The organism is Kribbella rubisoli, from assembly GCF_004217145.1.
GTDB classification, from domain to species: Bacteria; Actinomycetota; Actinomycetes; order Propionibacteriales; family Kribbellaceae; genus Kribbella; species Kribbella rubisoli.
On the sequence record NZ_SHKR01000012.1, the window covers coordinates 113,351 to 124,862 of the forward strand.

The 11,512-nt window shown below is 69.1% G+C and carries 14 protein-coding genes; 5 read left to right on the forward strand and 9 right to left on the reverse strand.

Annotation, left to right across the window (positions count from 1 at the left end; genetic code table 11):
* Positions 1-85: 85 nt before the first annotated feature.
* The gene (locus EV645_RS14755) at positions 86-847 is read right to left on the reverse strand and encodes an MBL fold metallo-hydrolase (RefSeq protein ID WP_130444046.1); all 762 of its coding nucleotides are present in this window, start codon (positions 845-847) and stop codon (positions 86-88) included.
* 82 nt (positions 848-929) lie between these two features.
* Between EV645_RS14755 and EV645_RS14760 the strand changes: the two genes are divergently transcribed.
* A complete protein-coding gene (locus tag EV645_RS14760; protein ID WP_130444048.1) occupies positions 930-1,883 on the forward strand; it encodes a GlxA family transcriptional regulator in 954 nt (317 codons plus the stop codon).
* Here the strand turns inward: EV645_RS14760 and EV645_RS14765 are convergent.
* Together EV645_RS14765 and EV645_RS42710 are read right to left on the reverse strand one after the other, a co-directional pair.
* A complete protein-coding gene (locus tag EV645_RS14765; RefSeq protein ID WP_130444050.1) occupies positions 1,859-2,119 on the reverse strand; it encodes a hypothetical protein in 261 nt (86 codons plus the stop codon). The two genes, EV645_RS14760 and EV645_RS14765, sit on opposite strands and share 25 nt — an antisense overlap.
* A gap of 75 nt (positions 2,120-2,194) precedes the next feature.
* Complete coding sequence (locus tag EV645_RS42710) at positions 2,195-2,560, reverse strand: CAP domain-containing protein (protein ID WP_242000419.1); 366 nt, start codon at positions 2,558-2,560, stop codon at positions 2,195-2,197.
* 40 nt (positions 2,561-2,600) lie between these two features.
* Between EV645_RS42710 and EV645_RS42715 the strand changes: the two genes are divergently transcribed.
* Together EV645_RS42715 and EV645_RS42220 are read left to right on the forward strand one after the other, a co-directional pair.
* Entirely contained in the window at positions 2,601-2,945 is a 345-nt protein-coding gene (locus tag EV645_RS42715; protein WP_242000420.1) for a hypothetical protein, read from the forward strand.
* Positions 2,946-3,419: 474 nt separating this feature from the next.
* Positions 3,420-3,701: a hypothetical protein gene (locus tag EV645_RS42220; protein WP_198681754.1), complete on the forward strand. Its 282-nt coding sequence runs from the start codon at positions 3,420-3,422 to the stop codon at positions 3,699-3,701.
* A 480-nt stretch (positions 3,702-4,181) separates the two neighbouring features.
* On the opposite strand, the gene EV645_RS14775 is transcribed toward EV645_RS42220, so the two are convergent.
* A complete protein-coding gene (locus EV645_RS14775) occupies positions 4,182-5,066 on the reverse strand; it encodes a CAP domain-containing protein (protein ID WP_242000526.1) in 885 nt (294 codons plus the stop codon).
* 292 nt (positions 5,067-5,358) lie between these two features.
* Positions 5,359-5,733, reverse strand: a complete 375-nt coding sequence (locus EV645_RS42720; protein ID WP_242000421.1) for a CAP domain-containing protein — start codon at positions 5,731-5,733, stop codon at positions 5,359-5,361.
* A gap of 25 nt (positions 5,734-5,758) precedes the next feature.
* On the opposite strand from EV645_RS42720, the gene EV645_RS42725 reads away from it, so the two are divergent.
* On the forward strand, positions 5,759-6,064 hold the full coding sequence (locus tag EV645_RS42725; protein ID WP_242000422.1) for a hypothetical protein: 306 nt from the start codon (positions 5,759-5,761) through the stop codon (positions 6,062-6,064).
* Positions 6,065-6,249: 185 nt separating this feature from the next.
* Here the strand turns inward: EV645_RS42725 and EV645_RS14785 are convergent, their stop codons facing one another.
* Entirely contained in the window at positions 6,250-6,915 is a 666-nt protein-coding gene (locus EV645_RS14785) for a GNAT family N-acetyltransferase (RefSeq protein ID WP_130444056.1), read from the reverse strand.
* 214 nt (positions 6,916-7,129) lie between these two features.
* Positions 7,130-8,260: a GNAT family N-acetyltransferase gene (locus EV645_RS14790; RefSeq protein ID WP_130444058.1), complete on the reverse strand. Its 1,131-nt coding sequence runs from the start codon at positions 8,258-8,260 to the stop codon at positions 7,130-7,132.
* Between the two features lie 115 nt (positions 8,261-8,375).
* Here EV645_RS14790 and EV645_RS14795 point away from each other — a divergent pair, with 115 nt between their 5' ends.
* Positions 8,376-9,188: a DeoR/GlpR family DNA-binding transcription regulator gene (locus EV645_RS14795; protein ID WP_130444060.1), complete on the forward strand. Its 813-nt coding sequence runs from the start codon at positions 8,376-8,378 to the stop codon at positions 9,186-9,188.
* Here the strand turns inward: EV645_RS14795 and galK are convergent.
* A complete protein-coding gene (gene galK / locus EV645_RS14800) occupies positions 9,181-10,311 on the reverse strand; it encodes a galactokinase (protein WP_130444062.1) in 1,131 nt (376 codons plus the stop codon). The genes EV645_RS14795 and galK overlap by 8 nt on opposite strands.
* Positions 10,308-11,354, reverse strand: a complete 1,047-nt coding sequence (galT, locus tag EV645_RS14805) for a galactose-1-phosphate uridylyltransferase (RefSeq protein ID WP_130444064.1) — start codon at positions 11,352-11,354, stop codon at positions 10,308-10,310. Before galT ends, galK begins: the two co-directional genes overlap by 4 nt.
* Between the last annotated feature and the right edge of the window lie 158 nt (positions 11,355-11,512).

Below are 11,512 nucleotides of genomic sequence, written 5' to 3' on the forward strand. Positions count from 1 at the left end.
ATCTCCCCCCGGCCCGATGAACTTCGGCTGCCGGTTCCCCCCGGCGGTCGCACGCTAGTCGTTACGCTCCGTGCTCGTCAAGGGCTCAACCAATGGGTGTCGCGACCCCGTGCTCGAGCACCTTCACACGCCCTTCCAACCCGGCCTCACGGAACGCGGAGACGAGCTGATCGGGCCCTTCGGTGAAGTGCGCCCAGCCCTCGGTGTGTACCGGGACGATCGTCGCCGCACCGAGCAGTCGCGCTGCCTCGACCGCGTCCGCGGACGTCAGCGTCAGGTTGGCTCCGTCGAGCAGCGCGGTCCGCGCGGCGCCGGCGAACAGCACCGCGACATCGATCGGTGCGAAGTGGTCCGCGATCTCCTTCACCAGCCCGAGCGACGCGTTGTCGCCGGCGACGTACACGGTCGGCAGCCCTTCGCCCTGCAGCACGAAACCAGTGACGACGCCGAGCACCTTCTCAGCACCTTCCGGGCCGTGCAGCGCGGGTACGCCGGTCACCGTGACGACGCCGCCGTCCGGTCGGGGCAGGTCGATCGACTCCCAGTTCTCCAGGCCGCGGACGCCTTCGATGCGAGTGGCCGCGCCTGGGGTCGAGAGGACGGTCGGGATGGTCGCCAGCAGCGCGCGGCCGGCGTCGTCGAGGTTGTCCTTGTGCTCGTCGTGCGAGACGAGGGCGACATCGATCGGACCGAGCTTGCCGGCCGGGATCGCCGGGCCGATCAGCTTGGTCATCACCCGACCCGGCAGTTGGTAGTCGCGGGGCTCGTCGAAGGCGGGGTCGATCAGGAACGTCAGGCCGCCGAGGTTCAGGACGGCGGTCGGGCCGCCGATGTGCGTGATCTCCATGACCACGATCCTCCGTCGCGGCGAGCCGTCCGGCCATTGGCCCGGGAGCCATAGTTGCCGAAGATCGGGCCATACTGTCCTCATGCGTACTGTCGCGGTCCTCGCGTACGACGGGATGAGCCCGTTCCACCTGTCCGTGCCCTGCCTGGTGCTCGGCGAGCGACGGGGCCGCACGACGGGGTACGACGTACTCGTCTGCGCGGAGGAGCCTGGGTCGATGCGGACGAACGCCGGGTTCGGGATCAGCGTGGATCACGGGCTCGAGGCGATGGAGCGGGCCGATGTCGTCGTGCTGCCGAGCTGGGAGCCCGGTCGGCAGGCGTCCGACGTACTGCTGGACGCGATCCGGGGGGCGCATGCGCGCGGCGCGACGGTGGTGGGGTTGTGCATCGGGGCGTTCCTGGTGGCGGAGAGCGGGATCGCGGTGGGGCGCGAGGTGGTGACGCACTGGCGGTGGGCCGACGAGCTGCGCGTTCAGCATCCTGAGCTGGATGTGCGCGCGGATGTGCTGTGGTCGGATCTCGGCGACGTGATCACCTCGGCGGGTACGGCGGCGTCGCTCGACTGCTGTCTGCACCTGGTTCGGATGCATCACGGGGTCGAGGAGGCGGAGAAGGTTGCCCGCGACATCGTCGTCGCGCCGCATCGGAGCGGGTCGCAGGCGCAGTACATCCCGGTGCCGGTGCCGCCGGATCCGGGCGACGACGTGATCGAGAAGGCGATGGTGTGGGCGCGGGGGAGGCTTGACCAGCCGGTGTCGCTGGACGAGTGGGCCGGGGCGGTGGCGCTGTCGCGGCGTACGTTCACGCGGCAGTTCCGGGCGCGGACCGGGAGTTCGGGGCAGGCGTGGTTGTTGCGGCAACGGCTGGACCGGGCGCGGCTGTTGCTGGAGACAACCGATCTGCCGGTCGAGCGCGTCGCGGCGTCGAGTGGGTTCGGGAGCAGCGATGCGTTGCGGCACCACTTCCACGCGCTGCTGGGGACGACGCCGCAGCGGCATCGGCAGGAGTTCTACAGCAGCACGAGCAGGATGTAGATCACCGGCGCGGCGAACGTGACGAGCAGGATCCAGGCCATCATCCGATGCCCGGTCTTGCCGCGATCGAGCGACGAGGCGAAGTACAGCACGGCGCCTTCCTCGGTGTGCCGGCTCAGCCCCATCCGCTTGGCCTCCTCGGGGCGCGGATCGGGCCGCTCCTCGGCAAACGCGTCCGGGTGAATCCCGTAATGCGCCGGCCCGGCCGAATCCACGTCGTCACGCTCGGAGAACATCCAGCCTCCCGCAGGTTGGTGGACCAGGTCGTCCAACCATGATCACACCAACCAGCAGGATTCGTGCCGCACTTCCTACGAGAAGTCCGCCACCCAGGCGTACCGCGTCGGCTTCGAGCCGATGCAGAGGCCGAGCAGGTCGATCGCCGTGCAGTGTGGCGAGCCCCTCCGCCCGACTCCCAGTGTGGTCAAGCCGCAGTTGAGGATCGTGCCCCGACTCTGCGCCATCATCTGGTCGTACGCCTGCTGGGCGCTCCAGTTGTCGCCGCCGGCGGTCGAGTTCGAAGGGCCGAAGCTGTTCGTCGAGCCCGACTTGGCGCGGCTGCTCGCGTCCGAGCGGGCGCTGCCGGTCAGGCCCGGGTCCTGCTCCAGAGGCGCGCACCCGTTGTTCTTGCGAGCGCTGTCGATCATGTCGAACAGCTGCGACTCGTTGGCGTCCATACCGCCGTCCCGCGCCGGAGGTGGTGGCGGGGGTGGGGTGGTGGTTGGGGTCTGGGTCGGGCGACTTGTGGAGACTGTGCGGCCCGGTGAGGTCGGGGCGCTGGTCGCGTTCTCCGAGGTGGGGGAGTCGGTCGGCTCGATGGTGCTCGGGGATTCCGACGGGACCGTGGTCGGGGAGGCGGAGTCCGTCGGCGTGTCTGTCGGGTTCGCCGTGGGACTGGTGGTCGGGGTGACTGTCGGCGAACTCGTCGGGGTCGCCGTCGGCGGGACCGTCGGCCGCGTGGTCGGGGTCGCCACGGCAGCCTTGGTGGTCGGGGTGATGTACGTGTCATCGGTCCGCGTGACCATTGGCACCGAAGCGTCCGCGTCGTCGTTCTGCGGCTGATGCAACAGGATCCAGGAGATCGGCGTAATCACCAGCACCACGGAAGCCATGGCAATGATCGACCGCCGCCCCCGAGCCCCCCGCTCCCCAGAACCAGCCCGCCGCGAACCGCGCCCCGGCCCACTACCCCCAGGCCCAGAACCCCCACGCCCACCAGCAGCGCGCGCAGCCCCACGCCCACCGTCCGCACCAGCAGAGCCAGCACCATCCGCGCCAGCCGAGTCGGCTCCCGCCAACCCGAGACCAGCACCACCTGTCGCGCCGGCGGAGCCGGCACTAGCCAGTCCGAAGTCGGTAGCACCAGCAGCGGCAGCGCCTCTTGTGGTGAGTCCAGGGGTGTCAGTGCGTGCTGCTCTGTCGGATTCGCTTAGACCTGCACCTGTGCCGGCGGCGTCGAAGGCGGCTGCGGCACTCGCTGCACCAGTACCGGCTGTACCAGGGGTCTCAGTGCGTGGGGCTCGGGTGGTGTGGCCGGTGGCGGCCAGGGCGTCGGCTGCTGAGGCGGCTGGGGTGGGTCGCGAAGGAGTGTCCAGCGACGCCCAGTCGTCGGCGGCGCGGCGGACGGACCAGGTGCCGGCGGTCTCGCCCAGGCCGGTGCGCTCTGTCGGCTCCGGGGTTTCCGAACGACGTGCTGCACGGCGAGCGCGGGTGGGTGGCTCCGGTTCGGCGCCGGCGATCGGCTGCTCGACCCACGACGGCGTACCAGCAGGCGTCCGCGTGGGCAGCCCTGAGGTCGCGTCCTCGGGTGCGGTGTAGCTGGGGAGCGCGCCGCGCGGGGCGTACTGCGGGGTTGCCGGGCGGGACTGGTTGCCTCCGGCCCAGAACGGGTTTTCGTTGGACGCACCGGCGTTCTGCGCCGTGGCCCAGAACGGGGACTCGTCGCTGGAACGCGGTGCGTACCGCGGTGGTTCGGGTGGTGCGGGCGGGGTGGATTCCGCGGGCGGGGTGGACCGGTTGCCGGACCGCGACGAGCGTGACGCTGCTCGGGTCGCCTTCCTGCGTGGCTTGTACCGGCCGTTTCCGGACTCGGACATTATTTCGTTGTTCCCTTCAAAGTCGCGCCCCCAAGACGTGCCTCATCAGCCGTCTCACCGGAGCCCCCCAGGAACGTCCGGCGACATGACAAGGTCGGATCTACCCGCGGCGACCGGCCGTGAACCGGCCGGACATTGTGGGCCTGAGACAACGTCTCGCCCGCACTCGGTGATCTGCACACAATGACAACCACAACGGCCCTCAGCTCCGGCCGAAGTCCTGGACCCAGCTGCCCGGTCCGTAGTTGGACTTGACCTGCCCCGGGTCGTAGCCGATGCCGATCGTGGTGAACTTGCAGTTGAGGATGTTCGCGCGGTGGCCGTCGCTCTGCATCCAGGCCGCGACCACCTTCTGGGCGGTGTCGTAGCCGGCCGCGATGTTCTCGCCCCAGCTCGACCCGCGGTACCCGGCAGCCTTCATCCGGTCGCCGGGGTCCTGACCGTCAGGGTTGGTGTGGTCCATGTAGTGCCGCCGGACCATGTCTGACGCGTGCTTCCCGGCTGCCTTGACGAGCGCACTGTCCAGCCGGAGCGGACCGCAGCCCTGCTGCTGACGGATCTGGTTCGTGTAGTCGAGGACCTGCCGCTCCTGCGTGCTCGTGCCGCCACCGCTCGGCGGCGGCGGAGTGTCGGTCGGAGTCGGTTCGGTACTGCGGGTCTTCGTCGGCTCAGGCGTCGAACTCGACGTCTTCATCGGGTAGCTCGGCTTCGGCCGCCCGCCGCTGGTCGTCCGCGTGTTGCCCGGCGAGCTCGGCGGCACGGTCACAGTCGTCACGCCGGCCGTCGGAGCAGTCGGAGTCGTGAGTACGCCGGTAGGCGTGACACCCGGCGTACCGGGGCTGGTCGGAGTGGCCGACGTGGACGACGAGACCGCGCCCGGGCCGAGCGCCGGCGTACCGACGACTGCCGTGGTCGTGCGACCGTTCGGCAGCGTCTTGGTGATCGTGACGAGCGGCGTACCGGCGTTGTCGCCCGAGCCGCCGTCGATGCGCGTGTCCTCGGAGACGTTCAGAACCTTGGCAGCGCCGTCGGTCCGCGAGTTGTCGTGGGACATCAGCCAGACGACCGGCCCGATCGCGAGCAGCACCGACAAAGCGCTGACAACAGGGGCGACCAGGCCACGGCTCCGCCTGGGAGCACGTCTGTTGCCGCGGTGCCGCCGGGGGGTAGGCGAATCCGTCATGGGATGGGCGAATCCTCTTCGTTCTTCGTCGTACCGAGTGTCGCGTCGTTCCCCGTTGGTCCAGCCAGGTCCCCCCTGGTTACCGAACAGGAACCTTAACGGACCCGCGAGGTCATCGTTACAGGTCTGCGACGCCTCTTAACGATTCCCGAAGGTTGCTCGGGCAACGATTAACGAACAGGGCCGGAACGGCTGATCATCCGCCGAAGTCCTGCACCCAACTGCCGTTGCCCCAGTCCGGCTTCACCTGGCCGCTGTCGTACCCGATGCCGATCATCGTGTAGGTGCAGTTGAGGATGTTCGCGCGGTGGCCGGGGCTGTTCATCCAGCCGGTGACGACCGCCGACGGGCTCGAGTAGCCAACGGCAATGTTCTCGGCCATCGCACCGCCCTTGAACCCGGCGGACTTCATCCGGTCGAACGGGCTGCGGCCGTCCAGGCTGTCGTGCGCGAAGTAGTGCTGGTCGACCATGTCCGAGGCATGCGCCTGGGCCGCTTTGGTGAGGGCGCTGTTGGTGCGCAGCGGTCCGCAGCCGGCCTTGGCCCGCTCCTGGTTGGTGAGAGCAAGCACTTGTGCCGCAGAGCCACCGCTGGGCTTGGAAGTCGTCGTCGGCTTCGGAGTTGCGGTGTGGCTCGGCTTCGTCGTCGGCTTGGACGTCGTCCTGGTGGGCTTCGGGGTCGGCGTACGTGAGCTGTCCCGGCTCGGGGCCGTGGTCGACCGGGTCGGCTTCGGGGTCGGGGTCTTCGTCGTGGCGCGCGTCGGCGTAGGTATCGGCGTCGAGTTGGGTGTGTACGACGGAGTCGTCGGACGCCTCGGAGTCGCCTTCGGGGCGTCGTCGCCGGCCGGCGCGACGGACGTGATCGGGTTCTCCTGGCTGGTCGGTTTGCTGCTGCCGGTCTGACGTACGACGAACCACCCGACGCCGACCAGCAGGACCAGAGCAGACAGCGACGCGATGAGAGGACCGGCCACGCCGCTGGCAAGTGACCGTTTGTGGTTCGTCATGGTGAGCACCCTTGCCCAGGCCGGCGTTTGCCGACCCACTCAAAGACGCCCCTTGACAAACCTTTGACTATCGCAGTCGTTTCAAACGGTTGACCGGGCGATGACGATATCGGCGATGACCTTCCAGCCCAGGCTTCGGTACAGGCGCAGGCCGTCGATCGAGGCGATCAGGATGCCGCGTTTGGCGCCCTTCGCCGCGGCCGCTTCGACCAGCGACGCCATCACCGCACTGCCGAGTCCGCGTCGCCGATGGGCCGGATCCGTCTCGATCCGGTCCGCGACCGCGTCCTCACCGACGACCGCCATCCGCCCGCTCGACACCACTCCGCCGTGCATGGTGGCGCGGGTGATGATCAGGTTGTCCTCGAGTTCGGTGTGCAACGCATATCGCTCGTGCAGCTTCAACGCCGGCTGCTCCGAGAGCTGGATCGTCATCAGCCAGTCCTGGTCCTGCTGGACCTCGAGCCCGAGGTCCTCCAGCTGCTCGATCCGGGCTTCCTTGTCATCGGTGGCCAGAGTGATCCAGCCCGCGCCGCGCCCGCCGCCGTCGGCCGAGGCCAGCTGGGCGGCACGCTCCACACGTTCCGGTTTGTCGTCGGCATCCAGTACGACGTACTCCGTCGGACGGCTCTCCTCACCCGCACGGACGATCAAGATGCCGTCGTTGTCGTCCTCCACTGTGGTCCAGCCCCGCGAGACGGACCACCCGGCCTGCCAGCGGCGGACGAGTTCCTCACGATCTCTCACCCGTCGATTCAATCAGCCCGCAACCGCCACGGCGAGGGGAACTGGTGTCGCTTGACACCAACTGGCCGTGAATTTCCGCCTGCAGGCTGTCACCATTACGCCCTGGACGTCTCAGGGGTCAACCCCTGAGCTGGTCGGTTGCGCCTCCGGATTCTCGGCGGCCAACCGGCCGTCCAAGGGGTTGACCCCTGAGACGTACGAGGCGGGGGCGGGGTCAGCGCGCGGCGTACTCGTCGGCGAGCAGGTCGAAGATCAGGTCGTTGTCGTAGTTGCCGTCGCGGCGTGGAATGGCCGCGCGCTCCGTCCCGACGTGGGTGAATCCGTTGGCCTCGGCAACATGCGCGGACGCGCTGTTGCCCTCGGCAGCCTTCACCACCAGCCGGCGCCGGCCCAGGCCGCCTTCCGCGACGGGCTTGAACGCGTGCGGGATCAGCAGCTGGACCGCCGAGGTCATCACCTTCCGGCCGCGCGCGTCCGGGTGCATCCAGTACCCGATCTCGCCCATGGTCGCGTCCATCCGGTTGTTCAAATGGAAGACGCTGACGTTCCCGAGCAGCTGATCGGTCGCTGGATCGGCGATTGCCCACGCCACACCTTCGCCGCTTGCCATCATGTGCAGCCGGGTCTTGATGAACCCGTCCGCGTCCTCCAGCCGGTACGGCGACGGCATCCCCGACAGCCACAGCTGCGTCCGCTCGTCGCTGCACGCCTCCTGTACGCGTTGCGCGTCCGAGTCCCGCAGCCCGCGTAAACGGATCCCGTTGCCTTCGAGCTCCGGCACTGACCACCAGTTGCCCTGCGGCTCGAGCTCGTCCTCACGGCCGAGCGTCGCGACCCATTCGTCCTTCCTGGAACCGCGCGTGCGGCCGCCGCCCTGCACGCGGACGAGCTCGCGGAAGCCCACCTTCCAGGCGACCCGGCGGCTCGCGTAGTTCCCGACGAACGCGCGCCAGATCACCCGGTCCCAGCCGAGACCGTCGAACGCGTACCGCACCGCGAGCTTCAGCGCCCGCGTCATCACCCCGTTGCCGCGGACCTCCGGCCCCAGTGCGAACCCGACCTCGCCGACGCCGCCTTCGCCGTCACCGAGATCGATCGTGCCGGCGTACCGGCCGTCGTACTCGATCGCCCAGGCCCACATCGTGTTCGTGCGCCAGCCGTTCGGAACCATCTCGGTCAGGAAGTTGACCGCGTGCTCGTGCAGGTACGGCACCGGGATCGTGGTCCACTCCTGCATCACCGGGTCCTGGCACATCCGGTAGGCGGGCTCCACATCGTCGACGGTGTGGGCACGGAGCGTCACCACGCCGTCGGTCAGAACCGGAACGTCCTCGGGAAATCGCATACCTCAGGGTGACGCGCTGCCACCGGCCGGGCAACGCATTTGAACGAGCGGAGCGAGTTCATCGTCAGGCGCTCCTTCCCTGACACGGAGAGCAATCGAGATTAGGCTGTGAGCTGTGAACGCAGCCGGAGCAGAGCCGCCACGCGGCCGGGGTGGGCAGCTGGCCGCTCAGCGACAGGCCACGATCGTTGCCGAAGTCAACAGTCGGGGCGCGATCACCGTGGCCGAGCTGGTCGATCGGTTCGGTGTCTCGGACATGACGATCCGGCGCGACCTCGACGCCCTGGACTCCAGCGGCCTGCTGCACAAGGTGCACGGCGGCGCGACGTCGGTCGGCCTGCGCAGTGCACACGAGCCCGGGTTCGACGCCAAGCTGACGCAGGAGTCCGCGGCCAAGCAGGCGATCGCGGCCGAAGCCGCGACCAGGGTCCAGCCGGACAGCGCGATCGGCATCGGCGCCGGTACGACGACGTACGCGCTGGCTCGTCAGCTGCTCCGGGTGGAGAACCTGACCGTGGTGACGAACTCGGCGCGGATCGCCGACGTGTTCCACGGCAACGCGCGCTCGGACCGCACTGTCGTGCTGATCGGCGGCATCCGTACGCCGTCGGACGCGCTCGTCGGGCCGATCGCGACCGCGGCGCTGGCGTCGCTGCATCTCGACCTGTTGTTCCTCGGCGCGCACGGTGTCGACGCCGAGCACGGGTTGAGTACGCCGAACCTGATGGAGGCCGAGACCAACCGGTCGTTCATCGCCGCCAGCCGCGAGATCGTCGTGGTCGCGGACCACACCAAGTGGGGGACCGTCGGCCTGAGCACGTTCGCGACCTGGTCGGACCTGGACGTCATCGTGACCGACAACGGCCTGTCGACCCCGGCCCGCAAGGCCATGCGCGACACGGGTTGCGACCTCGTTATCGCTAGCTGAGGCGAGAAGCACCGGCCGACGGAGCCGCGGCGAGCGCGCTGGGTGCGCTGAAACCGTGCTCTGCAAAGGCCTTCTCGATCGCGGCCAGCACCGACTCGGACGCATCCGCCTCCACGAGCGCGATGATGCAACCGCCGAAACCGCCGCCGGTCATCCGCGCACCGAGAGCATCTGCTTCAAGCGCGGTATCGACCGCGACGTCGAGCTCCGGCACGGTGATCTCGAAGTCGTCGCGCAATGACGCGTGCGACGCGGTGAACAGCGGGCCGACCTCGCGCAGCTTGCCGGCGTGCATCAACGCGACCGCGTCCTCCACCCGGCGGATCTCGGTCACCACATGCCGCACGCGACGCCGTACGACGTCGTCCGGCAACCGCGCCAGCGCATCGTCAAGCTCCTCGAACGCGATCGACCGCAGAGCCGGTACGCCGAGCTCGGCCGCCGCCTGCTCGCAGCTCTTCCGGCGCGCGGCGTACTCACCGTCGACATGCCGGTGGGGTGCCTTCACGTCGACGACCAGCAGAGCGAGGTTGTCGGCCGCGGGGTTGAACGGGATCTGCTCGGTCGACATCGCGCGGATGTCGAAGTACAAGGCGTGGCCCTCGGTGCAGCACATCGAGGCCATCTGGTCCATCAGCCCGACCGGCGCACCGACGTACTTGTTCTCGGCCTTCTGCGCGAGCCGGGCGACCTCGCCGGGGTCGACCTCGATCTCGCGCAGGCCGAGCAGGGCGACCAGCGTCGCGCAGAGCAGGGCCGCGGACGACGACAGGCCGGCGCCGGAGGGGATGTCCGACTCGAACCGCAGGTTCGCGCCGCCGATCGGGTAGCCGGACTCGCGCAGGATCCAGGCCGCACCGGCCGGGTACGCCGCCCAGTCACCGACCGATCCCGGGGCGAGCTCGTCGATCACGAACTCGGTGACGCCCTTGTGTCCGGCCGAAGCGACCGCGATCCGGCCGTCGTCGCGCTTCGAGGCGGTGACGACGATCCGGTTCGGCAGGGCGATCGGGAGGACGAGCCCGTCGTTGTAGTCGGTGTGCTCGCCGATCAGGTTGACCCGTCCCGGCGCGCGCCAGCTGCCGTCCGGCGTCGTACCGAAGACCTTCTCGAAGGAGCTCACGAACCGACCTTCCGCAGAGTCTCGGCCACGTCCTCGGGCCGGGTGTCGCTGATGAACGCGCCCATGCCGGACTCCGAGCCGGCCAGGTACTTGATCTTGTCCTTCGCCCGGCGGATCGACAACACCTCCAGGTGCAGGTACCCGAGCTCGCGCTCGATCCGCACCGGGGCCTGATGCCAGGCGGCGATGTAGGGCAGCGGTTCGCCGTACAGGCCGTCGAGTCGCTGCAGTACGTCGAGGTACAGCTCGGCGAAGTCGTCGCGCTCGCCGACCGACAGCTCGTCGATGCCGAACACCTGGCGGTGCGGGTACAGGTGCACCTCGACCGGCCAGCGGGCCGCCTCGGGCACGAACGCGGTCCAGTTGCCGTTCTCGGCGATGACCCGCGTGCCCTCCTTGCGCTCGGCCGCCAGGACATCGGCGAACAAGTTGCTGCCAGCAACGTCCTGGTGCTCGCGGGCGCGCGCCATCAAGGTCCGCATCCGCGGCGGGAGGAACGGGTAGGCGTAGATCTGGCCGTGTGGGTGGCTGAGTGTGACGCCGATCTCCCGGCCGCGGTTCTCGAACGGGAAGACCAGTTCGACGTCGTCGCGGGCGCCGAGCTCGGCGGTCCGGTCGGCCCAGGCGTCGACGACCAGGCGGGCCTGGCCCTGGGACAGATCGGTGAACGACTGGTTGTGGTCGCTGGTGAAGCAGACCACCTCGGTGCGGCCCGGTCCGGCGAACGACGGGAACCGGTTCTCGAACACGACGACGTTGTAGTCGTGATCCGGGATCTCGGTCGGTTTGCCCGGCCGGCTCGCATCCAGCGGGCACTCGTCGGCCGGCGGCAGGTACGTCCGGGTGTTGCGGTGGGTGGCGTAGGTGATCACGTCGCCGGTCAGCGGGTCGGTGCGCAGGTCGACCTGCGGTTGCGGGGCGGGCAGGCCGCGGGTGTCCTCGAGCGGCACCCGCACCGGCGTGTCGGCGGGGTCGTAGTAGATCAGCTCGCGTCCGTCCGACAGTTTGGTGTCGGTCCGGCGTACGCCGCGGGGTGTTTTCATCGTGTGACCCTCCCGGCCGTACGACGCGTCCGGCCAGGAATCATCGTAAACCAACAAACTCGAACAAGCACGGTAGCCCGGGCGGCCGGTAGTCTTGGTCAATGGACGACCACGCCCAACGCCCGCCCTCTCGTGATCTGTCGAGAGGGCGCTAGGAA